At 57.4% G+C, this 26705-nt stretch carries 20 protein-coding genes; 16 read left to right on the top strand and 4 right to left on the bottom strand.

Features of this window, described 5'->3' with window-relative positions:
* Nucleotides 1-23: 23 nt before the first annotated feature.
* From WNY37_RS05160 to WNY37_RS05105, 12 genes are all read left to right on the top strand, one after another.
* Nucleotides 24-1241 (top strand): integrase arm-type DNA-binding domain-containing protein, encoded by a 1218-nt coding sequence (locus WNY37_RS05160; protein ID WP_342972397.1) that lies wholly within the window; start codon nucleotides 24-26, stop codon nucleotides 1239-1241.
* Nucleotides 1222-2037, top strand: a complete 816-nt coding sequence (locus WNY37_RS05155) for a hypothetical protein (RefSeq protein WP_342972396.1) — start codon at nucleotides 1222-1224, stop codon at nucleotides 2035-2037. The genes WNY37_RS05160 and WNY37_RS05155 overlap by 20 nt, the downstream gene beginning before the upstream one ends.
* Before the next feature lie 108 nt (nucleotides 2038-2145).
* A complete protein-coding gene (locus tag WNY37_RS05150) occupies nucleotides 2146-2358 on the top strand; it encodes an AlpA family phage regulatory protein (RefSeq protein WP_342972395.1) in 213 nt (70 codons plus the stop codon).
* A gap of 786 nt (nucleotides 2359-3144) precedes the next feature.
* Nucleotides 3145-3717, top strand: coding sequence for a hypothetical protein (locus WNY37_RS05145; RefSeq protein ID WP_342972394.1), 573 nt, complete (start codon nucleotides 3145-3147; stop codon nucleotides 3715-3717).
* Between the two features lie 84 nt (nucleotides 3718-3801).
* On the top strand, nucleotides 3802-4761 hold the full coding sequence (locus WNY37_RS05140) for a DUF4268 domain-containing protein (RefSeq protein ID WP_342972393.1): 960 nt from the start codon (nucleotides 3802-3804) through the stop codon (nucleotides 4759-4761).
* A 91-nt stretch (nucleotides 4762-4852) separates the two neighbouring features.
* Nucleotides 4853-6304 (top strand): N-6 DNA methylase, encoded by a 1452-nt coding sequence (locus tag WNY37_RS05135; RefSeq protein ID WP_342972392.1) that lies wholly within the window; start codon nucleotides 4853-4855, stop codon nucleotides 6302-6304.
* Nucleotides 6301-7491 (top strand): restriction endonuclease subunit S, encoded by a 1191-nt coding sequence (locus tag WNY37_RS05130; protein WP_342972391.1) that lies wholly within the window; start codon nucleotides 6301-6303, stop codon nucleotides 7489-7491. The genes WNY37_RS05135 and WNY37_RS05130 overlap by 4 nt, the downstream gene beginning before the upstream one ends.
* A gap of 3 nt (nucleotides 7492-7494) precedes the next feature.
* Nucleotides 7495-7749 carry a hypothetical protein gene (locus WNY37_RS05125; RefSeq protein WP_342972390.1) on the top strand — a complete coding sequence of 85 codons (255 nt, stop codon included), beginning with the start codon at nucleotides 7495-7497 and terminating at the stop codon, nucleotides 7747-7749.
* Between the two features lie 104 nt (nucleotides 7750-7853).
* Nucleotides 7854-8180: a type II toxin-antitoxin system PrlF family antitoxin gene (locus WNY37_RS05120; RefSeq protein ID WP_342972389.1), complete on the top strand. Its 327-nt coding sequence runs from the start codon at nucleotides 7854-7856 to the stop codon at nucleotides 8178-8180.
* Entirely contained in the window at nucleotides 8177-8677 is a 501-nt protein-coding gene (locus tag WNY37_RS05115) for a type II toxin-antitoxin system YhaV family toxin (RefSeq protein ID WP_342972388.1), read from the top strand. Before WNY37_RS05120 ends, WNY37_RS05115 begins: the two co-directional genes overlap by 4 nt.
* A complete protein-coding gene (locus WNY37_RS05110) occupies nucleotides 8670-11036 on the top strand; it encodes a DEAD/DEAH box helicase family protein (protein ID WP_342972387.1) in 2367 nt (788 codons plus the stop codon). Before WNY37_RS05115 ends, WNY37_RS05110 begins: the two co-directional genes overlap by 8 nt.
* 592 nt (nucleotides 11037-11628) lie before the next feature.
* Nucleotides 11629-13689, top strand: coding sequence for a catalase (locus tag WNY37_RS05105; RefSeq protein WP_342972386.1), 2061 nt, complete (start codon nucleotides 11629-11631; stop codon nucleotides 13687-13689).
* 185 nt (nucleotides 13690-13874) lie between these two features.
* Here WNY37_RS05105 and WNY37_RS05100 read toward each other — a convergent pair whose 3' ends face one another.
* Together WNY37_RS05100 and WNY37_RS05095 are read right to left on the bottom strand one after the other, a co-directional pair.
* Nucleotides 13875-14549 carry a Crp/Fnr family transcriptional regulator gene (locus WNY37_RS05100; protein WP_342972385.1) on the bottom strand — a complete coding sequence of 225 codons (675 nt, stop codon included), beginning with the start codon at nucleotides 14547-14549 and terminating at the stop codon, nucleotides 13875-13877.
* Between the two features lie 253 nt (nucleotides 14550-14802).
* Entirely contained in the window at nucleotides 14803-17205 is a 2403-nt protein-coding gene (locus WNY37_RS05095) for a glycoside hydrolase family 3 C-terminal domain-containing protein (RefSeq protein WP_342972384.1), read from the bottom strand.
* A 178-nt stretch (nucleotides 17206-17383) separates the two neighbouring features.
* Between WNY37_RS05095 and WNY37_RS05090 the strand changes: the two genes are divergently transcribed.
* The 3 genes from WNY37_RS05090 to WNY37_RS05080 all read left to right on the top strand — a co-directional run bounded on the left by WNY37_RS05090 (nucleotide 17384) and on the right by WNY37_RS05080 (nucleotide 22030).
* A complete protein-coding gene (locus WNY37_RS05090) occupies nucleotides 17384-18097 on the top strand; it encodes a TetR/AcrR family transcriptional regulator (RefSeq protein WP_342972383.1) in 714 nt (237 codons plus the stop codon).
* Between the two features lie 152 nt (nucleotides 18098-18249).
* A complete protein-coding gene (locus WNY37_RS05085) occupies nucleotides 18250-20580 on the top strand; it encodes a TonB-dependent receptor (RefSeq protein WP_342972382.1) in 2331 nt (776 codons plus the stop codon).
* A 67-nt stretch (nucleotides 20581-20647) separates the two neighbouring features.
* Nucleotides 20648-22030 carry a sulfatase gene (locus WNY37_RS05080; RefSeq protein WP_342972381.1) on the top strand — a complete coding sequence of 461 codons (1383 nt, stop codon included), beginning with the start codon at nucleotides 20648-20650 and terminating at the stop codon, nucleotides 22028-22030.
* Nucleotides 22031-22111: 81 nt separating this feature from the next.
* On the opposite strand, the gene WNY37_RS05075 is transcribed toward WNY37_RS05080, so the two are convergent.
* Together WNY37_RS05075 and WNY37_RS05070 are read right to left on the bottom strand one after the other, a co-directional pair.
* Entirely contained in the window at nucleotides 22112-22516 is a 405-nt protein-coding gene (locus WNY37_RS05075) for a response regulator (RefSeq protein WP_342972380.1), read from the bottom strand.
* Between the two features lie 125 nt (nucleotides 22517-22641).
* On the bottom strand, nucleotides 22642-26226 hold the full coding sequence (locus WNY37_RS05070; protein WP_342972379.1) for a PAS domain S-box protein: 3585 nt from the start codon (nucleotides 26224-26226) through the stop codon (nucleotides 22642-22644).
* A gap of 233 nt (nucleotides 26227-26459) precedes the next feature.
* Here WNY37_RS05070 and WNY37_RS05065 point away from each other — a divergent pair, with 233 nt between their 5' ends.
* Nucleotides 26460-26657 (top strand): hypothetical protein, encoded by a 198-nt coding sequence (locus WNY37_RS05065; protein WP_342972378.1) that lies wholly within the window; start codon nucleotides 26460-26462, stop codon nucleotides 26655-26657.
* Nucleotides 26658-26705: the final 48 nt, after the last annotated feature.

Here is a 26705-nt window from a genome sequence, read left to right as displayed (position 1 = left end):
CTGGCCGCTCTCGATACCCGCAAATGCCACTTACAGATATTCAGCTTCGCCAACTCAAGCCGCGCGAAAAGGACTACAAGACTGCCGATGGTGGCGGGCTTTACGTCCATGTCAGCACGACCGGCTCCAGGCTCTGGCGGTTTCGCTATCGCTTTGATGGCAAGCAGAAGCTGCTGGCGCTTGGCGCCTACCCCGCGATCAGCCTGGCGCGGGCGCGCGAATTGCGGGCCGAAGCAAAGACACTGCTGGCGGAAGGGATAGATCCGGCCGCGCATGCCAAAGCCGAGAAGGCGCAACAGACTGCGCTGACAGAACACACATTCGAAAAGATCGCTGCCGAGCTTGTCGACAAGCTGCGCAAGGAAGGCAAGGCGGAGGTCACACTGAAAAAGAAAGAGTGGCTTCTGGATATGGCGACGGCCGATTTCGGCCGCCAGCCGATCACTCTGATCACCGCCGCCGAGATTCTGAAGACACTTCGCAAAGTTGAAGCCAAGGGCAATTATGAGAGCGCCAAGCGCCTGCGCTCCACCATCGGGCAGGTGTTTCGCTATGCGATCGCCACTGCGCGGGCCGAGAATGATCCGACATATGGGCTTCGCGGGGCTCTCATCGCGCCCAAAGTGTCTCACATGGCAGCCGTGACGGACGCGAAAGGCTTTGGAGAGCTTACTCGCGCCATCTGGGCCTATGACGGCGGCTCGCCATCAACACGGGCGGCGATGAAGCTGATGGCGCTTCTCTATACCCGCCCCGGCGAATTGCGCCTCGCACTCTGGGATGAGTTTGACCTGCAGAGCGCGACCTGGACGATCCCGGCGGCGCGCACAAAGATGCGCCGGGAGCATACCAAGCCTTTGCCGCCGCTCGCGGTTGAGATCCTGCGCACACTGAAGCACGAGACAGGCAGCAACTACCGCGCCTTCCCGTCATCGATCGCGCGCGACAAGCCGATCAGCGAGAACACGCTTAATCAGGCGCTCCGGCGGATCGGCTTTGATAAGCATGAGCATACATCGCACGGCTTCAGGGCGAGCGCCTCTAGCCTGTTGAATGAAAGCGGGCTCTGGAACGCTGACGCGATCGAAGCCGAGCTTGGCCATGTCGGCGCCGATCAGGTGCGCCGCGCCTATCACCGCGCGCGGTACTGGGATGAGCGCGTGAGCATGGCGGACTGGTGGTCAGACCAGATTCAGAAAATTCTAAGGAAGGGTTCGCGTAGTGACGAACAACCCGTTTAAAGCGCGCACTAAAGCGCAGAAGGAAGCCGTTCAAGCGCGAAAGACCAGGGACTCAGACTCGCTTGGTGTAAGCTACGACGCATTCGATCTTTCGTTGCAGCACAGCCGCACAACAGGTTATTTCAACGAGTTATCTATACACTACAAAGCTGACTATTCTATTGAGCGTTACGTTCAAATGAGGCGAGCAAACAAAGGCAAGCTAATTGAAGTTGGCACAAGTTGGTCAATGGATTGGCTCCTAGCAAATATCGACACGCTGGAGCAGTTTGACATTGATCCGCAGATCATGGCGGGTGCTCTTGACGCCGATCCTGCGTGCATAAGCGAGGTCAGCTTGCGATTGCTAGAGCGGCTCATTGAGCGGAGATCGCTTGAATCGCGCGGCCAAACTCATGTCCAAAGTCGCAAGCTAGCCATCGGCGATAGTCTCATAAACTACCTCGCTTCGATGATGCTGGATGCTTTGGATTACAATGATGAGCTCTACATCCCGAGAGATTTGATCGTGCTAATCAAACACCAGATGGGTGCGGATACATCTGCTGAAGCAAGGGCCGCCGAAGTCCACAACAATCGATTCTCTGCCATTTGGTTGGCGGCAAAGTTGAGATGCCAAGGCAAAGTTGGATCAATTCGGCAAGTCGCCAAAATTTTTGAGACTAGTCCATCAACTGTCGCGCGCTGGTTTGATAATCATCAACAGTTTGAGCGCGAAGTCCAAGAGGCATTGGTTGCTATCAATAGTGACTGGTTCAAAGATCTTCGGGACCGTGTGGACAAACAGAATCTTTGATGTTGCGTTGAATTTAGCGTGCGCAACACGTGGGTTTTCTGAGACTTATGCGGTGCGCTGTCGTTCGGCAGTGTGCGATGTGGCCGCTTCGCCTCGACGTGACCAACAATGACTTACTACCAAGACTTACCGGAAACTGGTTTTCTTCGTCTTAAATCAATAATCGCTCCCTTTGGCCCGATCCCCGTAAGCAAGTCGACGTGGTGGGCGGGCGTGAAAGACGGTCGATTTCCGAAACCTCAGAAACTGGGCAAGCGGATAACCGTCTGGCGAGTGGAAGACATCCGTGCGCTGATTGATGCTGAGAACAATTCAAACTGAGCTATGAGTTTGGATGAACTGATTTGTCTCAGCCCGTCTATCCTGCGAGCCGGCACGATCGCCCACATGCCAGAATCTACGATCACGATTTGGCGCATCCTGCATGGAAAGCACTGTCAGGTAACGCGCTAAAGTTGCTTTGCTGCCTACTCGCTCAATATCGGCCGAACCAGTGCAATTGTTTTCCAGTTGGCGCTAAGCGAGTGGCTTGGATGATTGGCGCGTCAGAGGCTACGGCAAAACGGGCAGTCGATGAGCTCATAAAAACTGGGCACGCGCGCATTGAGCGCAAAGGAAAGAATCGGGGCCCTAACGCGACCCGCGAACGGGCAGTTTCGCTGACGCGTTGGAATACAGAGACCGCCGCCGGTAATCCATCGCGTCCGATTGAGATATGGGAGAAGCGCAATCGGGCCACTTAAAAAGTGTAGTTTGGGCCCTTCAGTTTTGAGGGGCCTGGGAGTGGGTCTAGGTGCGCAAACTGCTTACAGATGCACCCGCTCTACCGCCACGCAACACGCCTATCAGCTTAAGCAGCTTTCAGTTTGTCGACACCCATATACAGTTACGATCTCAAAAGACCTCTCAGTAACGACTAGACCAGGGCTGACTTTGGAACGGCGAGCGGACCGCCCCACGAGTCAAGCCGCCGGGCCACTGTCAGCCCCCGGGTCTTGGTGCTACGATTCAGCATCGCGCATGCGCCCTGCTGAGTTTGAAAATAAGTCCAAGGGCGAGTGAGAGTGTCCACTTCGCACATGATTGCGAAAAATCTGGAGGCGATCCATGGGAGGGTTTGGCTCAGGCCGTGGCGGCCGTTTCGCGCCAAAAGTCGATGAGTTCCACAAGGTGGATCTGTCTGACTTCAAAGAGGACTGGTTCCGACGCGGCTATGTCGGGACTCTTCAATGGTCACTTGGCGGGCAAACAACAGGCTCGATTGGCTACCGGCTTTCGCCTGAAAGCATGAGGCTGGTCTATTCGACGACGGGCCAGGGGAAGACGCGGCACATCGATGAAGAGATACAATGCACGTTCACCGATCAGCCATTCGGCGGAAAGCGGCGCTGGATCGCCTGCAAGTCATGTGGAGCGCGCTGCCGTGTCCTCTATGGCGGCACCCTATTTCGCTGTCGGCAATGTTATAGCGCAACATATCCCAGCCAGTATGAACCGATCTATGTGCGCGGACTTAATCAGACCATGCGCGTGCGCGAAAAGCTCGGGGGCGAACCGGGGTTGGCGTACCCGTTTCCACGAAAGCCGAAAGGAATGCATTGGCGGACATATCGACGGCTGGAGCGAGCTGATTGGGCTGCGGTTATCCGCATGGAAGAAGCTTTGACATCGCGATGGTGAACACTTTTGGGAGCAAAGCCGCCTTCGTTGAAAATCATTCATAAGTTTAGCGATTTGGAAGTCTGGAGATGCTAGCAGGCTTTCATGAGCACCCTTGGAAGACTGGAAAAGGTCGACCTTCGCGAGATCTGGCGAACGGAAGATCAGGATTTTACACCTTGGCTGGCACGAGAAGACAATCTCGCCGTCCTCTCTGAAACACTGGGCATGGAACTTGAGCTCGAAGCTGAAGAGAAAAGAGTCGGTCCGTTCCGTGCTGACATTCTCTGTCGTAGTTCAGATGATGGCTCATGGGTGCTGATAGAAAACCAGCTTGAGCGAACCGATCATTCCCACCTTGGTCAGCTGCTGACTTATGCATCAGGCCTTCAGGCCGTAACCATTGTCTGGATCGCAGCACGCTTCAGCGAAGAACACCGCGCGGCGCTTGATTGGCTGAACGAAATCACGGACGACCATTTCAGCTTCTTTGGGCTTGAGGTCGAACTCTGGCGGATCGGAGACAGCCCGGCCGCGCCGAAATTCAACATCATCTCTCGGCCAAACGACTGGAGCCGCTCCGTTTCTGATGCTGCGCGCCGCATCAAGTCTGACGCACTCACAGAAACGAAAGCCGCTCAACTCCAATTCTGGACAGACTTTGCCGTCTACCTGCAAGAACATGGAAGCTCGCTGCGGTCACAAAAAGCCTATCCGCAACACTGGACGAACTTCAGCATCGGTCGATCAGGATTTCTTCTGGGAGCCCTACACAACACCGCAGATTCACTGATCGCTGCCGAACTGTATATGAATGACGATTTCGCCAAAGCTTACTTTGCCGAGCTGCTTCAACACAGAGACGAGATTGAAGCCGAACTTGGCTTTCAACTGGACTGGCGGGAACTGCCCGATCGAAAGGCCTGTCGCCTCATCATCGAAAAGCGCGTAGATGACCCACTCGATACAGACTTCTGGCCGCAATACTATGCTTGGCTCAAGGACAAGCTCGACGCGATGCACCGCGTCTTCCGCCCGCGCGTTCGCCAGCTGACTGTCAGCTAATTCCTGTGCGCTTCGCAATCTGAACGGCTTGCCCCGTCATACCGATTCCCATTCTATGGCGAAGTTCCATTTGAGATGACAAAGGCTTGGGATGTTCGAAAACGCCTTCAACAATATCGACAAGGCGCTGCGTACCGAGCAGGGCGTCGCCTCAGAGCTGGACTATGCCGAACAGACCAGCTGGATCATGTTCCTTAAGTATCTCGACGACATGGAGGGCGAGCGCGCCGACTTGGCGGAGCTTGAAGGCAAGGCCTATCAGCCGATCCTCTCCCCGGAATATCGATGGCAGACTTGGGCCGCGCCCAAGGACAAGGACGGCAAGTTCGACCATAACGCCGCACTGACGGGCGATGACCTGATCAAATTCGTCAATGACCAGCTCTTCCCCTATCTCGGCAGCTTCCGCGAAAGTGCCGTGTCCCCCGACACGATCGAGTACAAGATCGGCGAGATCTTCAACGAGATCATCAACCGCTTCCGTTCGGGCTATGTGCTTCGCGACGTGCTGGAGATTGCCGATGAGCTGCGCTTCAACAGCCAGGCCGAAAAGCATGAGCTGTCGGACCTCTACGAAGCGCGCATCAAGCGGATGGGCAATGCGGGCCGCAATGGCGGGGAGTATTACACACCGCGCCCGCTGATCCGCGCCATGATCGAGGTGATCGACCCGAAGATCGGAGAGACCATCTATGACGGCGCGGTCGGCTCGGCAGGCTTTCTCTGCGAAGCCTATTCCTACATGCACAAGCCCAATATCAGCTCGGCGCAATTTGCGGCGCTGCAGAAGCGGACCTTCTATGGTCAGGAGAAGAAGTCGCTCGCCTATGTCATCGGCATCATGAACATGATCCTGCATGGCATCGAGACGCCAAACATACTGCACACAAATTCCCTCAACGAGAATGTGATGGATATCCAGGAAAAGGACCGTCACGACGTGGTGCTCGCCAATCCGCCCTTTGGCGGCGGGGAGCGCGCTGAGGTGCAGCACAATTTCCCGATCCGCTCCAGCGAGACGGCCTATCTCTTCCTGCAGCATTTCATGCGCAAGCTTAAGGCCGGTGGCCGCGCTGCCATCGTCATCAAGAACACCTTCCTCAGCAATACCGACAATGCGAGCGTCGCGCTTCGCAAGGAGCTGCTGGAGACCTGCGACCTGCACACCGTGCTCGACTGTCCGGGCGGCACTTTTCAGGGCGCGGGCGTCAAGACGGTCGTGCTCTTCTTCGAGAAGGGAAAGCCGACACGCGAGACCTGGTATTATGCGCTCGATCCCGGCCGCTCGCTCGGCAAGACCAATCCGCTGAATGATCAGGACATGGTGGAGTTCGTGAAACTCCAGAAGACGCGCGAGGAAGGCGAGAAGAGCTGGACGGTCAAGACCGCCGATCTGGATGAGGCGACCTATGACCTCTCTGTGAAGAACCCGAACACGCCGCAAGAGGCCCCGCTGCGCGCGCCCGAAGAGATCATCGAGGACATGCTGGCGCGCGACCGTGAGACGGCGGAGATTCTGGAGAATATCCGGGGGCTGCTGTGAAGGCGGGGTGGGAATTGCGAGCGTTAGGCGAGTTTTCGGAGATAAAATACGGCTATACCGCGAAAGCTGCACGCGACGCAGTGGGACCCCGCTTTTTGCGTATTACCGACATTCAGGATGGTCGGGTAGATTGGGATCAAGTGCCGTACTGTAAGATCACCGAAAAGGATCACGCAAAACATTCAGTCAGCAAAGGCGACATTGTCTTCGCTCGAACCGGCGCCACCACTGGGAAAAGCTTTCTGATATCCGAAGCGCCCGACACCGTTTGTGCATCGTACCTGATTAAGGTCAGACCAAACGACGAGATTGTTGAGTCGTCTTTTCTGAATCTTTATTTCCAAACTTCGGAGTACTGGCAGCACATATCACTAGGAACTGAAGGTGCGGCTCAAGGTGGATTTAACGCCACAAAGTTGGCGGCACTGCCAATTCCGCTTCCCCCGCTCCAAGAGCAGAGGCGGATTGTGGCGGTGCTGGATGAGGCCTTTGAGGGCCTCGCCCGCGCCCGCGAAAACACCGAAGCCAACCTCGCCAGCGCGCGGGAGTTCTTTCCAAGTGGAGTATCTCAGATTTTTTCTGAGTCGGATGGCTGGGAACGGCTTTTGATAAGTGAAGTTGGTGAAGTCTTCGACGGACCACACGCTACACCAAAGACAATTGATAAGGGGCCATTATTTTTAGGCATCTCGTCCCTTATCGATGGACGCATAGAACTCGGAAAGACACGTCATGTCACCGAAGAAGACTTTGCTAAATGGACGCGCCGCGTCGAACCAGAGGCCGGCGATGTCGTGTTCTCTTATGAAACTAGACTAGGCCAGGTTGGACTCATTCCAGAGGGAATGCGGTGTTGTCTTGGACGACGAATGGGACTGGTGCGACTAAACGAAGATATTGTATCACCAGAATTCTTTGTGGCTTACTATTTGTCGCCCTTTTTTCAGGACTTCCTCCGGAAAAGCACCGTCAAGGGCGCGACTGTGGACAGAATTTCGATCAAAGACTTTCCAAATTTTCCGGTCCTCGTCCCGCCCAAGAAGGTACAAGGTAAAATTATAGACCAAATTGCGCACTTTAGAGAGGTGAACGACGGTATCGTCGAAAAAGTTCTAGCTAAGCTCCAAGATCTTGCGGACCTCCGCCAATCCCTTCTCCAAAAAGCCTTTGCAGGGGAGCTGACCTGAGCCATGGCGAAATCATCTCGCATTCCCGGCGACATCAATCGCAATGACCAGATCCTGATCGCGCGCACAGACCTGCCCGGCACCGACCATCTGCAATATGTCTGGGTGCTCACCTGCGCCCGCCGTGATGAGACCGGCGCGATCTGCGGCGCCCGCTACGGCGCCAACGGCTCAGACTTCCACCAACGCAAATGCCCAGATTGCCAGGGTGGCATGCCGGGTCTCGACATTTCTGAATGGGTGATGTGTCAGCCGTAGTGTCCAGCGTGAGTGTCAGGCCTCAAAGTAGGCTATGATTGCCTGCATCTTGACATGACAATGCAATTGCATTACCTGTTTCATTGTTAAGAGGATCAATGATCATGCAAACCGCATTACAAGCTAGCTCCAAGCTCACCGACCGGTATCAGACGACGGTGCCTGCGGAAGTGCGCAGCGCGCTCAATCTGGGCAAGCAGGATCGCTTGAAGTACAATATTTCCGCTAATGGCGACGTTGTTCTCCAGAAGGATAACGGCGACGAGGAAGATCCTGCAATGGTGGCATTTCTCAGCTTTCTCGCCCGCGACATGGAAGCCAACCCACAGCGCGTTGAGCCGCTTGGCGCCGAGTTCATGGCGCGCGTGGCGTCGTTGACGCAGGATGTCGAGATTGATCTGGATGCGCCCCTGTCGCCAGATGATGAATGACGACGCCTGAACAGAAACCCTTGGTGATTGGGGGATGGACGATATTCGCTCATCCCCTTTTTCTTGCCCAGCTGGCTGAATTGACGTCGGCGGTCGAGAAGCAGAAGGCGAAAGACCCGAACGGCTATCACAAGAAGAACACGGCCAAGCGCCTCGCCGCAATTCAGAAGATCGTGACTGAAAACATCCCGGCCGATCCAGCCGCAGCGGAGTTTCGGCAAGGCGATACGCTGGGTGCGGAGAACAAGCACTGGTTTCGCGTAAAATTCTTCCAACAATACAGGCTATTTTATCGTTTCAACTCCAAGGCTAAGGTTATCGTTCTTGGATGGGTGAACGATGAGGGCACAAAGCGCGCCTATGACAGCAAGACGGACGCTTACCGCGTCTTTGCGCGCATGCTCGATTCAGGGCAACCGCCGGGAAACTGGGAAGAGCTGCTTGGTGAAGCCGAGCAGGCAGAAGCCGGGCTTGGAGCGGCGATGAAACGTGTCTGAAGAAACCGAAGCCGACACACGTGCCAACCGGATCGATCCGGTTCTGGAGGCTTCTGGCTGGAAGTCGACGCAAGGCGCGCGGGTGCGCCGTGAAGTCATCTGCCCCGGCCGCATCATGAGCGGCGGGCGGCGCGGGCCATCCAAGACAGCCGATTACGTCTTTGAGTATCGCGGCCAAAAGCTAGCCGTGATGGAAGCCAAGAAGGCGGGCGTCGGCTATACGGTCGGCATGGGGCAGGCCAAGGACTATGCCGGACGCCTGAAGACGCGTTTCGGCTTTTCCAGCAATGGCATCGGCTGGCGCGAAGTCGACATGGTGACGGGCGCCGAGCGTGATATCAGCCTGCCTTTCCCGACGCCAAATGAGTTGTGGGACCGCGTCTTCGCAAAGGATAGTGCGTGGCGCGATCGCTTTGGCGCTGTCGCCTTCGAGACCGGCGGCGGCAAATGGGAGCCGCGCTATTACCAGCACAATGCTATCAATGCGGTGCTTGAGGCCGTGGCGAAGGGCGACAAGCGCATCCTGCTGACGCTCGCGACCGGGACAGGCAAGACCAGCATCGCCTTCCAGACTGCGTGGAAGCTGTTTCACGCAAGCTGGAACCTTACGGGTGAGCCGGTGCGCCGCCCGCGCATCCTGTTTCTGGCCGATCGCAACATCCTCGCCGATCAGGCATTCAATTCCTTCTCCGCATTCGAGGCGGGTGCACTGTCGCGCATCAATCCGAAAGAGATCCGGAAACGCGACGGCCGGATGCCGAAGAATGCGAGCGTTTTCTTCTCCATCTTCCAGACCATGATGACGAGCGGCGCTGGCGAGGAAAACGAGGATGAGAGCGGCGAGATCGTCGCCAACGGCCCGCCGAACTATCTGCAATATCCGGCCGACTTCTTCGACTTCATCATTATCGATGAATGCCACAGGGGCGGGGCGAATGACGAAAGCACCTGGCGCGCCATTCTGGAACATTTTGCGCCCGCCGTGCAGCTTGGCCTGACGGCGACTCCCAAGCGCACGGACAATGTCGATACCTATGCGTATTTCGGCGAACCGGTTTACACCTATGCCTTGAAAGAAGGGATCGAGGACGGCTTCCTCACGCCCTTCAAGGTACGCCAGATGGCGAGCACGATCGATGAATACGTCTTCGGGGCGGGCGATACCGTGATCGACGGCGAGATCGAGGAAGACCGCAAATACACCGAAGGCGACTTCAACACGAAGATCGAGATTGCCGAGCGCGAACGAAGCCGTGTGCGCGAGTTCATCAAGCAGATCGACCCGCGCCAGAAGACGCTGGTCTTCTGCGCCACTCAGAACCATGCCGCCCGCGTGCGCGACTATATCAATGAGATGAAAGTGGTGCCCGACCCTCATTATTGTGAGCGGGTGACGGCCGAAGATGGCGAGATCGGCGAAGCGCACCTTCGTACCTTCCAGGACAATGAGAAGACGATCCCGACGATCCTCACGACGTCACAGAAACTCTCAACCGGCGTTGATGCCCGCAATATCCGCAACATCGTTCTGATGCGGCCGGTCCGCTCCATGATCGAGTTCAAGCAGATCATCGGGCGCGGGACCCGCACCTTCGAAGGCAAGGACTTTTTCACGATCTATGACTTCGTGAAGGCCTATGAGCACTTCAATGATCCTGAATGGGACGGCGAGCCGCTGGAGCCAGACCCTAAAACGCCCGGCGAAAAGGACGACAAGCCAGCGGGCGGCATGGAAGACGAGGGCAAGGACTATGTCGATGACAGTCCCGGCGAGCCGCGTCCGGCAAAGATCCGCGTGAAGCTCGCCGACGGAAAAGAGCGCCGCATCCAGTACATGGCGTCGACAAGCTACTGGGTCGATGGAAAGCCGATCAGCGCCGAAGATTTCATGAAGCGCCTGTTTGGCGATCTGTCTGATATTGTCGCCGGCGAAGATGAACTTCGCGAGAAGTGGAGCGACCCGGAATTGCGCGCCGCACTGTTCACCGTGCTGGAAGAGCGCGGTTATGATCTGGAACGGCTCGAAGAGATGGGCGCCCTCATCGATGCGCGAGATAGCGACGTTTTCGACGTGCTGGCCTATGTGCGCTTCTCACTCGATCCGAAGACAAGACGCGACCGCGCTGACGCTGCTCGGCGGGACGGCCTTGAAGGACATGAACTCGAAATGCGCGACTTCCTTAAGGACGTACTGAGCGCCTATGAGCAGGAAGGTGTTTCAGAATTGGGGTATGAGAAACTCGGCGACAGGTTACGCATTCGATACGGTTCGACGAGCGATGCGAAGCGATACCTGGGCGATCTGGGCAAAGTGCGTTTAGTGTTTTCGGGGCTTCAGAAGTTCATTTATGCCGAGTGACACCGGCAGAATGCGGGTATGTTTGCGGGTATCAGAATACCGCTTCAAAAAAACAATCAAATATATCAATATTCTATAATACGATTTTGATGCCTCTCCTGGCACCATTCTGCAATCCACGAAACGCCAAAACGATTCCTAAATTGTTTTAAAACGAGCGTTTTTCAGTTGAATTGACGGACAGCATTATCTGACGAAGTGCGGGTACATCCAGGCACTTTGCGGGCACTTGATGCCTCTGACTGAAGCGCTGAATTTCTTGCTCCGCTTCGGGTCGCTGACCTCGTCGGCCATTTCCTCGACGACTTGTGCCGTCTGGTCGTTTGCGGACCAGAGGTCTTGCAACTCTTCCAAATAGAGACCTTTCAGGTCTTTCGGACTGGACAGTTTTCATGGTCCACGAGACTTGCTGGACCGCAGAATACAACGTCTCCCTTACGACTTGCGTCCTTGCCGCGTGAACGAAATCCATAGTTGCCTTGCTGCAAGTTAAGACCGGAACCCTTTTAGCGCTTTCGCCCCGCTCATTTGCGATGTGCGGAGGAACATTCGGCGATGACGGCTGCTTATTCATCTTTCAGAGGAATTCTCCATGACAAAGAAAGACCTGCCGGAGCTCGACGATGGCGGCGCGCCGCATCAAACTGCCGGCGAGGGCGTTGAGACGCTGACCACCCAGCAGGGCGTCCCGGTCGCCGACGACCAGAACCATCTGAAGGCGGGCCCGCGCGGGCCGATGGTGATGGACGACTTCCACTTCCGTGAGAAGATGTTCCACTTTGACCATGAGCGCATCCCTGAGCGGGTTGTCCATGCGCGCGGCTTCGGCGCCCACGGCTACTTCGAATGTACCGATCCCCTGAGCGACGTCACGCGCGCCAGCCTCTTTCAGGTAGCCGGCAAGAAAACTGATGTTTTCCTGCGCTTTTCGACCGTTGCGGGCAACAAGGGCTCACCAGACCTTGCACGCGACGTGCGCGGTTTTGCCGTGAAGTTCTACACCGACGAAGGCAACTGGGATCTCGTTGGCAACAACATTCCGGTCTTCTTCATTCAGGACGCTATCAAGTTTCCTGACTTGATCCACGCTGCCAAGCCGGCGCCTGATCGCGGGTTCCCGCAGGCCCAGACCGCGCACGACAATTTCTGGGACTTTATCTCCCTCACGCCCGAAACCATGAACATGGTGATGTGGATCATGTCTGACCGGACGATTCCGCGCTCCTTCCGCTTCATGGAGGGGTTCGGGGTGCATACGTTCCGACTGATCGACAAGGACGGTAAGTCGACTTTCGTGAAGTTCCACTGGAAGCCCAAGCAGGGCCTTCAGTCTGTTGTCTGGAACGAAGCGCTGAAAATCAACGGCGCCGATCCGGACTTCCATCGCCGCGATCTCTGGGACGCGATCCAGATGGGCGATTACCCGGAATGGGAACTCGGCGTTCAGCTGTTCGACGACGAATTTGCCGAGGCGTTCGATTTCGACGTGCTCGACGCGACCAAGATCATTCCTGAAGAGCTGGTCCCTGTCCGGATCGTTGGCCGCATGGTGCTCGACAGGGTCGTCGACAATTTCTTCGCAGAGACCGAGCAGGTGGCGTTCTGCACCAATAATGTCGTCCCGGGCATCGGTTTCTCTAATGATCCGCTTCTGCAGGGACGCAACTTCTCTTACCTCGACACGCAGCTGAAACGTCTCGGCAGCCCGAACTTCACGCACATCCCAGTCAATGCGCCGCGTTGCCCTGTGCATAATTTCCAGCAGGACGGCCATATGGCGATGCGCAATCCGAAAGGCCGCGCCAATTACGAGCCCAATAGCTGGGGCCCGGAGCAAGGTGGCCCACGAGAAGACCCTGAGCGCGGTTATGTCCACTATCCCGAAGAGATGAGCGGACAGAAAGTAGCGGCACGTTCTGAAACCTTTGCTGATCATTACAGCCAGGCACGCCAGTTCTATGTAAGTCAGACCGAGACGGAGCAGACACACATTGGCAGTGCGCTCACCTTTGAGCTTAGCAAGTGCCAGGAAGTGCGCGTTCGCTCGCGTGTTGTCTCTCATCTCCGCAACATCGATGAGGATCTTGCGAAAACGGTTGCCGAGGGTCTAAATCTGAAGCTGCCTCAAGCTGCAACACCGGCCCGCGAGCCAATCACTGACCTGCCCGTCTCCGACGCTTTGAGCATCCTGAAGAACGGTCCGGACAGCTTTGCTGGCAGGAAACTCGGCCTGCTCATCGCAGAGGATAGCGACGCCGACCTGGTCGACGCCATTCAGGCGAAGATGAAGGACGAAGGCGCGATCGTTGTCATCGTGGCGCCGCACATTGGCGGTGCAAAGCTGAGCGATGGCAAAATGCAGGAAGCCGACGAGAAAATCGATGGCGGTCCGTCCGTGCTCTTCGATGCCGTGGCGGTTGTCCTGTCAGAGAAAGGCGCGAAGACCCTCGCAGATATGCCGCCTGCCCGTGACTTCCTGACCGATGCTTTCGCGCACAAGAAGTTCATCGCCCATACGGACGGTGCGATGCCACTGTTCAAGAAAGCTGGCGTCGAGCCCGATGACGGATGCTTTGAAGTCTCTGGCGAGAGTGACCTCGATGACTTCGTGAGCACCCTTCCCGATCTCAGATTCTGGGACAGACAGCCCTAGGCGGCGCACGTCTATTTCAACGTCTCGCCGGCGGTCTTACACGCCGGCGAGACGACGGGCGACTGCAGAGTTTTCTTTGGGATTGAGCGTCCAACAATTTTGAGGCGGCCATTAGGCAGGCGGCTGCAGGTGGTCAGAGGAATGACGCGGATTTGACTTCGACCAAAACTTAATGTGCCGCACGATCAGGGGTGCGCGGGGACCCAATCCAAATTCAATGAACCATAGCGGTTCCTGTAATCAGACATCTCGGCAAGGCTGTCATAGTCTTTGACTTTGAGAAACGACTTGTGACGTTGGATCAACCCGTTTGCTTCCATCTGGCTGAAGGTGCGGCTTACGTGCACACTCGAAAGACCGACGAGGTCGCCGATCTCCTGCTGGGTCAAAGGGCATTGAAACTGGTCGCGCAGATTGGAGTTCAGCAGTTTGAGGCGATCGAGCGTTTGCAGGACAAACAGGGCAAGTTTAGCTGCTGCATTGTTCCTGCAGAACTGGCTCGCCCGGTCTTCCTGCTCGGCACGCTCAATCGTGACCGCCGCAAATATCAGCCGTGCCAGCCTTGGGCTTTCTACAAACAGGCGGCTAAGCCGGCTCGAAGGAAAAGGACACATTATGCCGGATGTCCGGGATCGCGCCTGATACGAAGTTTTCTGGAAGGGCAATTCCGAAAAACCAATGATGTCCCCGGGCAGAAAGACATGCACGATAGGACGGCTGTCCGCGTGGCTCATTTTTTCCGCAATGACCCATCCCTTGGTGAGGACATAAAGCCTGTCGAGCGCCGTTTCTGACCGGATGATAATGTCATCTTTGATGAAGGAGGTGGGCGATTTCTCGAGATCTTCGAGCAGATCCAACTCATCTGCATCCAGGTAAGCCAATTCGCCCAATTTATTAGCGAGACAACTTTCCGATTTTCTTTCCAATCCCACGCTAGACCTGAATTTCACTTTCTCACGTCACGACATGCGCGATGTGTTGTGGCGTTGACCGCCCGACCCGTTGTCATTGCGATCAACCAGATCAGTCAGGATTGGTTCCACGAAAGGCTCTGTCGCCTGTTTATAGGCAAACCTGCTCATCGAGCAGGAATCGGCCCCCAGGACCGGCCTATCGGACGCCAGCCTCGAATGCGTCCCCGATTGCGCGCGATGGCGCAAGCTGGGCCGATACGGTGTCGACGATGAGAGTCTCGGGAATTTCGATGACTGTCTCAACACCGACATCATTTGCCGACGTGTTGGCCTGCAGGCGGTACTGTCCGGCTTCAACGATCCATTGCGAGGTCTCTGGATCGAAGGAGGCGAGGTCCTTCATCGTGATCTGCATCTCGAGCCGTGCCGTTTCACCCGGCGCGAGGGACGGTGTTTTCGCAAACGCCTTGAGCTCGCGGCGCGGCTTGTGAAGCTTGCCATCCGGAGCCTCGACATAGATCTGCGCAACCGTGCGGCCTGCAGTCTCGCCGGTATTGGTGGCCGACAGGCTCACAGACACCGGCGCGCCGGCAGAGGGCCTTTCCGCCTCGAGATTGTCGAAGGTGAATGTCGTGTAGGAGAGGCCATAGCCGAACGGGTAGGCAACCGCCTTGTCCGCGCTGGTGAAATAGCGATAGCCGACATAGATGCCCTCCTCATAGGCTGCCTCGCTTTCATACTGCTCCATCAGGCCGCCCATGATCTCGATCGGCTTGCTGCGGTCTTCGGTGCCCGGAAAGTAGGGCGCGGACGGGGTATCGGCATAGGAAAGCGGGAAGGTCATCGGTAGCTTGCCCGACGGATTGACGTCGCCAGACAGGACATCCGCCACCGCACGGCCGGCTTCCTGTCCGCCCTGCCAGGGCAGGATGATGGCATCGGCGAGGTCCCGCCAGGAGGCTGTCTCAATGACATTGCCGATATTCAGCACGACGATGACCGGCTTGCCTTCGGCGCGGAACGCTTCGGACACCGAGGTCAGCAGCGCCTTTTCCTCTGCCGTGAGGTCAAAATCGCCATCCACTTCCCGGTCTGTGAACTCACCAGCATTGCGGCTGATCGTCATGATAGCAGCGTCATTCGCATGAGCCGCGGCGGCCACATTTTCTTCGCTAAAGGTCATCTCGCCCGGCCGAACATGAAGCAGGAACTGCTCAAGCAGATCTTTTGGCTTCGGCTTGTTGGCTTCGAAATCGGCGATGAAAGCGCGGTACTGGCTCGCCAGCGTGTCGTCGAGCGTCCAGCCGTGTTCGCTGAGGCCGTCAGCAACGTGGATCGTATAAGCTTCGTTCACGTCACCGCTGCCGGTTCCACCGGAGACGGTGGCGTACGCGCCGGTGCCGAACAGGGCGATGGTTTCGATGGACGGCGAAAGCGGCAGCGCGCCGGTATCGTTCTTCAGGAGCACAGTGGATTCGGCGGCAGCGCGGCGCGCGAGCGCGGCGTTCTGTTCCAGCGGCGGCTGCTTGTCCGGCGCAGGTTTCGCCGCGTCTCTAACCTGTTCGATAGCGGCGAGAATCCATCCGACATTCGCGTCTATGGTGGCCTCGCTCAGGCTGCCATCCTCATAGGCGCGCTTGAGCGCTTCGTCCTGCTCTGCGCTGCCGGGCATGATGAGATTGTTGCCGGCGCGGATCTGCTGGGGGGCGTCATCACCGGAGAACCAGTCGCTCATGATGACTCCGTCAAAGCCAAGTTCATTGCGCAGGATATCGGTGAGCAGTTCGCGGCTCTGCGAGGTGTGGGTGCCATTCAGCTTGTTGTAGGACGTCATGATGGCCCAAGGCTCGCCGTCCTCGATGGCGATCTCGAAGCCGCGCAGATAAAGCTCGCGGAGCGCGCGCTGGCCAATCAGCGTGTCGACAACGAAACGGTTGGTCTCCTGGTTGTTGGCGATGAAATGCTTGATCGTCGCGCCGACCCCTTTCGACTGGATGCCCCGGACGGCGGCGCCGGCCATCCGGCCGTTCAACAAAGGATCCTCCGAATAGTATTCGAAGTTACGGCCCGCCAGCGGGTTGCGGTGCAGGTTCATGCCCGGTCCGAGAAGAAAATCTACGCCAAAGGCGGCGGCTTCGGCCCCCATGGCTTCACCAACGGAGGACGCGAGGTCGGTGTCCCAGCTCGACGCAATCAGGGTCGCGATCGGGAAGGCGGTGACGTATTGAGGCTCGCCGGTTTCCGGGTTTACAGGGGCGAGGCGAAGGCCTGCCGGGCCGTCGGCGAGGACGAGCGAGGAGATGCCCTGATCGTCGATCGCATAGGTGTATCCGGCGGCACCGGGGACGAAACGGTCCGTCTCCGGCAGACGCTCGCCATTGCGGGAATAGCCCTGCCCTGTCAGCAGCTTGAGCTTGTCGCCGACGGTGAGCGTCGACAGGGTCTCCATGATCTGGTCGTCGCTCGAAGCCGTCTGAGGAGCAGCATCCGAGACGTCCACCTCAGCGTCATTCGGCGCGGTCGCGCAGGAGGCAAGAAGGCCCGTTATGGCGGCCACCGCGACTACATTCCACGCCTTGCGATTGTTGGTTCTTCTCATGCCTTCGGCTCCCTTTTTCCGCAGCCTTTATCCGGCAGGTTTTTCCCGCCTGGCTGTCGACGTTATGATTTCATACTTTCCATATGGAAAATTTCAGGGCAATAGGAAATTTGAGATTGGTTCTCTAGGTTGCGTGTTCGCTGACCTGCGACTCATCAGATCGAAGGATGGAACGGCAATGCCAAAATCCGGGGACTACACACAGCCAACGCGGCGCCCGCCGACGCAGAGCCGCGCCGAGGAAAGCCGCGCAAACATATTGGACGCGGCGCGCCGCCTGTTCGCCAAGAACGGCTTTGAAGGCACGAATGTGCGGGAGATTGCCCAGCAGGCCGGCGTGACGCATACGCTGATCCGTTATCACTTCGGGAGCAAGGAAAAGCTCTGGAAGGACGTGGTGACCGACATGTACCGCCGGTTAGATCAGGAGATCAGCGGCGATTCAATTGGCCGGATCGACTATTCAACGGTCGACGGAACGCGCGAATTCTTCCGCCGCTATGTTCGCTATTGCGCCCACAATCCTGAACAGATCCGGATCATGATCCACGAATCGATGGTCGGCGGCGAACGGCTAGACTGGATGGTCAGCTACATCCTGAAGAGCCACAAGACGCTGGCGCCGTTTATGCGCCAGCAAATGAAGCGCGGCGAAGTACCGGAGGTCTTTTTGGTGTCCTGGTTTTACGCGGTGTCATCGCTATGCCAGCTGCCCTTTGCGCTCTCCAGCACGATCAAGCGGCTCTACGGCGTCGACATGACAAGCGATGCGGCGATCGATGCGCATATCGATGCCGTCCTAGCGATATTCCTGCGTGATCCGCCGGAATCAAAGGCCCGCTGGCCCGAACTGCCAGACTGGACCAAAGGGCCTCCCACCAGAGAAAAGTAACGCGGGCACCGGGTTTGCCCGAGTGCAGGCATCTCTCGGATGCCGATATTTTTGCTCTCCCAAGCGACAAAAAGTAATTCTACCAGTTGACAAACTTTCCTAATGGGTAATTTTCCAGATGGAAAAATATAAGCATGACTGGGAGGAAGAACATGGCTTTTAAACGAGGACTATTGTGGTCGGCTTGCGCCGTGGCTCTGGGAACGAACGGCTTGGCCTTCGCCCAGAACTCGGACGGCGATGACGACAAGCGGCTCGCCACCGTTACGGTGACGGCCCAAAAGGTTGAGCAGAACCTGCAGGATGTGCCGATCTCGATCACCGCGATCGATGCAGCGGCGCTCGAAACCCGAGAGATCGATGGCTTCGACCAGCTGCAATACGTGGCGCCGGGCCTCGCCTTCAATGCGGGCGTCAATGCGCGCCAGTCCGCCTCGACCATCCGCGGCATCGGCACCAGCCTGTTCAATATCGGTATCGAGGCGAGCGTTGCGGTCTCCGTCGATGGCGTCATCATGGGGCGTGAGGGCGCCGGTATCTTCGACCTGTCCGATGTTCAGCGCGTCGAGGTGCTTCGCGGGCCTCAAGGCACGCTGATCGGCAAGAATGCGTCGGCGGGCGTGATCTCGATCGTGACGAAGGATCCGACAGATGAATTCGAAGCGCACCTCTCCGCCGCCTATGGCTCCTTCAATGAGGTGAACGTCTCGGGCGCCATGTCAGGCCCGTTAACCAGCGGAATCAATGGCCGGATTTCGGCCTATTCGAACACCCGCGACGGCTATATCGACAACATCAATCCCAATGCGCCACAAGACGAAGTCAATGAGCGCAACGAGCAGGGCGTACGCGCCAAACTGGACTTCAAGCTGAGCGACACGTCGAACTTCCTGCTGAGCGCTGACTATGCCACACGCGATGAGGCGACCGGCGCACTCACGCTGCGCGAGCCATCTGCGGGCGGCCCTGGCACAGGGCTTCTTGGCTTCGGTGTTCCGGTCATCGGGCCGGTCTCTGCCGCGAACGGCATCACAGCCGGACCGGAGAACACACAGATCGCGTCCGAAGCCGAATTTTCGTCCGAGATGGATGCCTTGGGCGTCTCCGGGGAGTACAGCCAGTCCTTTGGCGACTTTGAATTCGTGTCGCTGACAGCCTACCGGGAATGGACCAGCGTCGACAACAACGACTCCGACCTGATCCCTCTGCCATTTCTGGCAATAAATTCGGGCGACCTCGCTCAGGACCAGTTCAGCCAGGAACTCCGGCTCGTGTCGCCACGTGACCAGACGCTAACCTATACGATTGGCGCATTCTATTTCCGTCAGAACATTGAGCAGGACAACATCCAGTTCGGCACGGCAGGTCTCGACTTGCTCGGCGCGCTTCCCGCTGGCCTCAGGGTTGGCACCAATCTGCAGTCTGACTTCGAAGAAACCAATTACGCTGTCTTTGGGCAGGGCCAATATGCCGTGACCGAAAAGCTGTCGCTGATTGCAGGCTTGCGCCTTCTGCGCTCGGAAGTTTCCGGTGGACAGGAGAAATTCGTCGCCGATGGGGCTGTCGCGCCATATGCAGGACAGGCCGTATCGAACGGTCGGGAGTCCGCGTCCGATGAAGAGTCTGCCGTGGTCTGGCGCCTTGGTGCGCAGTATTACGTCAACGACAACCTCAACCTGTTTGCCACGCTGACCCGAGGCTACAAGGCCGCGGGCATCGTGCAGGGCCTCTCGGTCAGACCGATACAGGGCAACATGCTGCCGACAGTCGATGCCGAGATCCCGACCCAGTTCGAGGCTGGCTTCCGCAAGACGTCGCTCGACGGCCGGCTGGTCACAAACCTCACCGGTTTCTACAGCGAGATCGAGGACTTCCAGGCCCAGACGCTGATCCCCGGCCCGTCCGGCACGCCGATCTTCACGGTCGCGAATGCCGGCAAGGTGGAGACCTATGGCCTCGAAGGCGAGGTGACGGCCCTGCCGACTGACAATCTCACCCTGTCGACGGCGTTTGCCTATACGAATGCAACGTTCGACGAGTTCGACCAGGCGCCGTGCTACGCCCTTCAGACGGCTGCGCAGGGCTGTGTCACTCAAGGCGGCAATCGCTTTCAGGATCTCGCCGGAAAGGACCTCGCCAATGCGCCGGAATGGGTGATCAATGCGCTTGCCCGCTATGATTTCAGCCTGACCGACAGCATCGACGCCTTTGCGCAGGTTGGTGTGCAGTATCGCGGCGAAAGCCAGTCCGGGATCACCGGCGATCCAAATACGGTGATGGATGACCGCACGCTGATCGACGCCCAGATCGGGACGCGGCTCTGGAACGGGCATGGCGAACTGACCGTGTTCGGTCGCAATCTGACCGACGAGCATTTCGTGGAAGCGATCGTCGGCATGCCTTTCGACACGGGCGGCTATGCTCAATTTCGCACGCTGGAAGCCGAACAGACCTTCGGCGTGAAACTGAAACTTTCCTATTAGTGGCTTGCGCCGCCGGGTGCCCTAACTGACTGACGGGCACCCGCCTATTTTCTCAGGAGAAAACACCATGATGCGGCCCCTTGCGCTCGTTTTATCCGTCGCCCTGCTGTCGGCCTGCCAGTCCGTCGCCGCTGCGCCAGAAGCCCCTTCCAATGCGACAGAGGCGAAGCAGCCGAACATCATTGTTATCCTCGCTGACGACATGGGCTGGGGCGATATCGGCCTGAACGGGGCCAGCCTGATGAAGACGCCGAATATCGACCGCATCGGCCGGGAAGGTGTCCAGCTGACCCATTTCTATGCTGGCGCGAATGTCTGTACGCCTTCGCGTGCAGCCCTGCTGACTGGGCGCTATCCGATCCGGTCCGGTATGCAGCACGTCATCTTTCCGCACACCGAAACGGGCATGCCGCCTGAAGAGATTACGATTGCAGAAGTCCTGAAGGATGCGGGGTATGCAACGGGCATGATCGGCAAATGGCACCTGGGCCATCATGATGAGTACTGGCCGACTAATCAGGGTTTCGACTATTTCTATGGCGTTCCCTACAGCAACGACATGCAGCCCTTCGACCTCTACTTCCACAAGACGGTCGTGGAATCGCCTGCCGACCAGAAGGCGCTTTCCGACAATTATACAGATGCGGCGACCGGCTTCATCCGCGACCACGCCGACGAACCCTTCTTCCTCTATTTCGCGCAGACCTTTCCGCACCTGCCCCTGCACGTGCCGGATGACGAAGCGGGTGTGTCGGAGGCGGGTCTCTATGGCGACGTCGTCGAACACATCGATGACGGGGTCGGCGCGATCCTGGAGACGCTCGAGGAACTCGACCTTGCCGAAAACACGCTGATCATCGTGACCTCGGATAATGGTCCCTGGTTCGAGGGCGACCAGGGCAACCACCGCGACCGCAAGGGCGGCACGCATGAGGGCAGCTTCCTCGTGCCTTTCCTCGCGCGCTGGCCGGGCGTCATCGAGCCGGGCACAGAGTCCGGGGCGATGGCGATGAACATCGACCTCCTGCCGACGCTCGCCAGCATAGCCGGGACAGATGCGCCGGGCGACCGCGTGATTGACGGGTTAAATATTTTGCCGCTCATGGAGGGCGCAGAAACGTCGCCGCACGATGTGCTGTTCTTCTTCAATGGCAACGACATCGCCGCCGTGCGCGATGCGCGCTACAGGCTGGTCCTCAACACCTATTATCGCGAATTCTACGTGCCTTTCGAACAGTATGGCGCGGCGCTGCTGTTCGACCTGGAGAAGGATCCGGAAGAGCGCTTCAGCTATGTGCGTGAGAACCCTGACGTCATTGAAGCACTGATGGCAAAGGTCACGGTGATGCGCGACGAGGTCAGCGATCTGAAGAAGCCGCCCATACCGCCTCAGCCGCCTGGCGATGAACCCGTTGAAAAGGGCCCCGTGTTGTCGCCGGAGAAAGACTAGGCAGAGGTGAGGGTGTCTTCGTGTGGGCGATACCGTCTTACGAAATCGCGCCGCAGCAGGCACAAGACCGCTCAGCTGGCGTCATGTGCGAGCGGCACCGTATTGCGGCTCATCCGCCTCAGTGAGCCAACGACGGATACGGATCATCAGCTCATCCGGATTGAACGGTTTGGAAATGTAGTCCGTCGCACCCATTTCGAGTGCCATGACAGCGTCTTCTTCGCGGCGACGGGCCGTAAGCATAATCACTGGGAGATTGGCTGTCTTCGGATTGGCGCGCATGCGTTGAAGCGCCTCGGTGCCATCCATCACGGGCATCATGCCATCCAGAATGACGAGATCGATCGAGACATTGTCTAGAACGTCCAACGCCTCCTTGCCGTTTTCGGTCTGGATAATTTCGCAGTCCAGCGCCTTCAGCTTGTGAGACAGGAGAGCGCGCAGCATGCGGTCATCGTCGGCGACAAGAATTTTCAGTTTCGACATGGTGATGCTCCTGCATTTGATGGGCTCGTTGTACCCAATTGTAGTTCGTTTCCGGTGGACGCGCGTCGAGCAATTTCAATCTAGACGGTAAGAGATCGTTAGGGCTGGTGCGTTCGCCGCAGCGGTCAGGCGGCCTTCTGGCTCAGGTCCAGAAGAGTCCTGACACCCGCCTCGATATCAACGTCGGCGACATCTTTGTCAGCTGCAGCCAGCGCAAGGTTCTCGAGATCGAAAGCCGCCTTGGAAACGTCATCAAATCCGAAGGTGCCAGCCGTGCCTGCGATCGCATGAGCCAGCTTCGCCACCTGACTTGCCATATCTGACTGGTTGCTGGACGCCAGAATTTTGGAGAACTCTTCGCCCAGCGAGTTGAGATATTGCGCATATTCGGAACGAAGAGCCGCCATGGCGTCATCTTCAGAGCCGTCGGCTTCGCTCACAGCGCCCCGTCTGGCGGCGCCCAGATGACGATCGACAACAGCCTCCAGCCGGTCCAGGTCGATTGGCTTGGCGAAATGGTCATCCATGCCGGCAGCCTTGTATTCTGCGATCTGCTCGCGGAGCGCATTGGCGGTGAGCGCAATGATCGGGACATTGCAATTGGGCTCGGGCAAGGCGCGGATCGCACGTGTTGCGGTAACGCCATCCATACCAGGCATCTGAATATCCATGAGAACGAGGTCGACATGTTCTTCATTGCGAATGAAGTCGACCCCCTTACGCGCGGATTCGAAGGTCACAAGGTGGTAGCCGGTATGCTTGAGACCTAGTTCAATCAGGCTGAGATTGGCTTCCACATCATCTATGACAATGATCGTTGCCGTATCGCGGCGCTCAGTAGCAATCGGCTGAGCCGGCGCAATAAGTTCGCTTGTTTTCGCTCTCTTCAGGGGCAGCGTGAACGTGACGCGCGTGCCCTTGCCTTCTTCGCTTTCCATGGAGAGGTCTCCGCCCATGAGCTCAGCCAGGGAACGGCTGATGCTAAGGCCAAGACCCGTGCCGCCGAACTTGCGAGAGACGGTGGCGTCAGCCTGTCGGAAGCCTTCAAAGACATGTCTGATATTTTCTGCGGAAACACCGATTCCGGAGTCCTCGACTGTGATGCTCAGCATTGACCCGCGGATTTCGGCGGACACGTCGATCTGGCCTTCCTCGGTGAATTTCGCTGCATTGCCGATAATATTGGTCAGCACCTGACGAACGCGCGTTTCGTCGGCCAGAATGCCCATGTCGGCGTGGGGGTCGATATGTTGCCTGATCGGGACTGACCTGTTCTTTCGACCGGCATCAACCAAGTCTATGACGTCCTCCAACACGCTGCGCATGCAGAACGCATTGTCCTGAATATCAAGGCGGCCGGCTTCGATCTTCGAGAAATCGAGGATGTCGTCGACAATTTCGCGAAGCATGCGGCCGGCACCCTGGATGCGCTCAACATATTCCTTCTGCTCATCACTGACATCGGTCCGCGCGATCAGCTGGGTGAAGCCGAGAACACCATTAAGGGGCGTTCGGATTTCGTGGCTCATATTTGACAGGAATTCCGCCTTGGTTCGCGTCGCCGCTTCGGCTTCTTCCGTTGCGGCGGCCAACATGTCTTCGCGTTCACGCCGCTCAGTCACATCGCGCAATGTGTTGATTACCGAAACAGGCGTTCCTGTTTCATCACGCACGATGTTTGGGCTGCCTTCCAGCCAGATGATTTCGCCGTCCTTTCCGCGCACACGATATTCCCGCCGAATTTTGGCATCTGGCTCCTCGCCGGAAAAAATCTTCCGGCTTGCCTCAAGAGCCGCAGGCCGGTCTTCTGGAATGACGAAATCCAGCGTGCGCATGCCGATGGCCTGCTCAGGTGTCACGCCAAGCTTTTTACAGGCGGGCGAGGCATAAGTGATCACCCCGCCAATCGTGGTTTGCAGCACGATGTCAGTCGAGTGCTCGGCGAGCATGCGATATTGGCGCTCGCTCTCCTGCATTTGGTGCTCCATCAGCTTTCGGTCGGTGATGTCGCGATAAGACGATACGACCGAATGGGGCACTCCGTGTTCATCGCGAATAAGCGTTGGGTTACTTTCCAGCCAGATATAACCGCCACCAGCTTTCGGGGCGCGATGCTCGCTTCTGATCGTAACGGATGGATCGTCGTTCTTGACGAGGTCTCGAATGGCTTGAGCCGCAATTTCCCGGTCTTCTGGAAGGACAAAGTTCTGCGCTGGCTCACCGATCGCCTGTTCTTGCGTTATGCCCAGGACGCGACAGGACGGTGATACAAATTTAACGGTCCCGTCGAGGCTGAAGTTCAGAACGATATCGGTTGAGTGCTCGGCGAGAAGTCGATATTGCGCCTCTCGCTCGCGCAGATCATTCTGCAAGCGTCGTTCATCGGTAACATCACGAAACACGCCAAAGATAAGCTCGACCTTGCCATCGGCATTCTTCATGCACTCGCCCATGGAATGCACCCAGCGACGGTCTCCATCGGAGTTGCGGATCAGGGTCGCTTCGAACTGCCAGCCTTCGCCCGAAGCAATACTGTCTGCCACCAGCGCGTTGACGCGGTCGCGGTCTGGCTCGTCGTAAAAGGCGACAGCATCATCAAAGCTCGGGTCAAACTCTTCCGGATCGACGCCGTGAATGAAATACACTTCGGGCGACCAGAAGACCGCACCGGTCTCCGGGTCGAGCGTCCAGTGGCCAACTTTCGACATCTCCTCGGCGAGTCGGGATTTGCCAAGCATCTCATCGAGTTCGCGCGACTTGCGCTTCAACCGCGATTGAGAGCGCTGCAGATGTGACATGAGACGGCGGCGCTGTGTCACCGCCCCAGCCACGGCGAGTGTGAGGACTGAGTTCACGATAAGGAACGCCTGCAACACCAGGATCTTCGTTTCCATATCCGCGTCCATGAGCGATGTCGGTCCGTGATCCGTCAGCGCAAAGGGCAAGGAGATGGCCGTCGTCGCCAGAAGGCCAAGCGCCGCGCCTCTGATGCCACTGGTAAAGGCGAGCGCGACCAAGGCCGGCGGTACAAAGAACAGGAATGGATAGTCGGACTGGGCAAAGACAAGAAATGCCACACCACAAGCACCAACGAAGGTCAGGATCTGCGCGTGGCCGAACTCCAGGACATCGACTTTGGTCGACCGTTTGACGAGGCTTTTGACAACTGGCGTGAACAGAATGATGCCAAGCATGTCAGCAATCCACCAGATGGCCGCTTCATGGGCGAGGATATCGGATCCAAAAAGCGCAAGGCCCGACACAGCCAGAAATGTCGAGAGCAGACAACCGACCGTCGCTGCGCCGATCAGTTTCAAAAGGCCCATCTGGCTGATCAGTCTAGGGCTTCCACCGAGCATATATAGGCGCGCCACCAGAGCCACCTCGACCACATTGGCGAGTGACAGAAATCCCGTGAGCAGAAGTTCGTCGCCGACAATGCAGTTAGCCGCAAACAGAGCGCCTCCCATAGCCGAGAGAATGAACGGCCATGTCTGTCTCGCTCGCCATAACAAGAGCGCCAGCACAAACCCATTGACCGGCCAGATCGCAGCAATGCGTCCCTGTTCGCGCGTAAAGTTGATCGAGAGCATCGCCAGGGTAAAAATTACTGCCGCCAGAAGCAGCAGACTCAGGCCGTTTTTCAATAAAGGCTTTGCCTTGAATACGCCGAGCGCTGAATTTATCGACTTGAAAACAAATTGCGTCATCTTCAACCTTTGATCGATGGTCCGCCCGAAGGCTAACGGCGATGCGTAGACGGATATGGTTTCAGATCGCTTATTAAACCCTGTAATATCTGCGCAATCTGGTGCTGCCCTCTGGTCAGGACAGCGACGTCAAACTGTGAGGATAGCGTGCCAACTGCAGTGCATTCAACTCACAGTAATCTCGCGTCAACCAGTTCTCGCTAGGGTTCCGGCTTTGGGAAAGGTGAAGTGTCTTGGCGTCAAACCGGGCAAAACAACTCCTTTACGCGTCAGCCCTGTTGGCCCTGCTGGCAGGCGCGCCGTCTGCTGTTGCGGACGAGCAAAGCCGCATTGATCAGGCGACGGAGGCTCGTCTCGATGGCCGATTTGACGAGGCCGAGGCGTTACTTCTTGAAGAGACATCCCAGAATCCCGAAAACGCTGACGCCTGACTGCAGCTCGGGCTGGTCAATTCCACACAAGGGGACTTCGACGCTGCG

Source organism: Henriciella sp. AS95 (assembly GCF_038900055.1).
GTDB lineage: Bacteria > Pseudomonadota > Alphaproteobacteria > Caulobacterales > Hyphomonadaceae > Henriciella.
Note: the sequence above shows the minus strand (reverse complement) of the source record. Positions and strands in the feature narration are given on the sequence as shown.

Excerpts from the sequence above, each read along its gene's own strand:
- WNY37_RS05160 (WP_342972397.1), top strand. The coding sequence starts at position 24 with ATGCCACTTACAGATATTCAGCTTCGCCAACTCAAGCCGCGCGAAAAG.
- WNY37_RS05150 (WP_342972395.1), top strand. The coding sequence starts at position 2,146 with ATGACTTACTACCAAGACTTACCGGAAACTGGTTTTCTTCGTCTTAAA.
- WNY37_RS05145 (WP_342972394.1), top strand. The coding sequence starts at position 3,145 with ATGGGAGGGTTTGGCTCAGGCCGTGGCGGCCGTTTCGCGCCAAAAGTC.
- WNY37_RS05140 (WP_342972393.1), top strand. The coding sequence starts at position 3,802 with ATGAGCACCCTTGGAAGACTGGAAAAGGTCGACCTTCGCGAGATCTGG.
- WNY37_RS05135 (WP_342972392.1), top strand. The coding sequence starts at position 4,853 with ATGTTCGAAAACGCCTTCAACAATATCGACAAGGCGCTGCGTACCGAG.
- WNY37_RS05125 (WP_342972390.1), top strand. The coding sequence starts at position 7,495 with ATGGCGAAATCATCTCGCATTCCCGGCGACATCAATCGCAATGACCAG.
- WNY37_RS05120 (WP_342972389.1), top strand. The coding sequence starts at position 7,854 with ATGCAAACCGCATTACAAGCTAGCTCCAAGCTCACCGACCGGTATCAG.
- WNY37_RS05115 (WP_342972388.1), top strand. The coding sequence starts at position 8,177 with ATGACGACGCCTGAACAGAAACCCTTGGTGATTGGGGGATGGACGATA.
- WNY37_RS05105 (WP_342972386.1), top strand. The coding sequence starts at position 11,629 with ATGACAAAGAAAGACCTGCCGGAGCTCGACGATGGCGGCGCGCCGCAT.
- WNY37_RS05095 (WP_342972384.1), bottom strand. The coding sequence starts at position 17,205 with ATGAGAAGAACCAACAATCGCAAGGCGTGGAATGTAGTCGCGGTGGCC.
- WNY37_RS05090 (WP_342972383.1), top strand. The coding sequence starts at position 17,384 with ATGCCAAAATCCGGGGACTACACACAGCCAACGCGGCGCCCGCCGACG.
- WNY37_RS05085 (WP_342972382.1), top strand. The coding sequence starts at position 18,250 with ATGGCTTTTAAACGAGGACTATTGTGGTCGGCTTGCGCCGTGGCTCTG.
- WNY37_RS05080 (WP_342972381.1), top strand. The coding sequence starts at position 20,648 with ATGATGCGGCCCCTTGCGCTCGTTTTATCCGTCGCCCTGCTGTCGGCC.
- WNY37_RS05075 (WP_342972380.1), bottom strand. The coding sequence starts at position 22,516 with ATGTCGAAACTGAAAATTCTTGTCGCCGACGATGACCGCATGCTGCGC.
- WNY37_RS05070 (WP_342972379.1), bottom strand. The coding sequence starts at position 26,226 with ATGACGCAATTTGTTTTCAAGTCGATAAATTCAGCGCTCGGCGTATTC.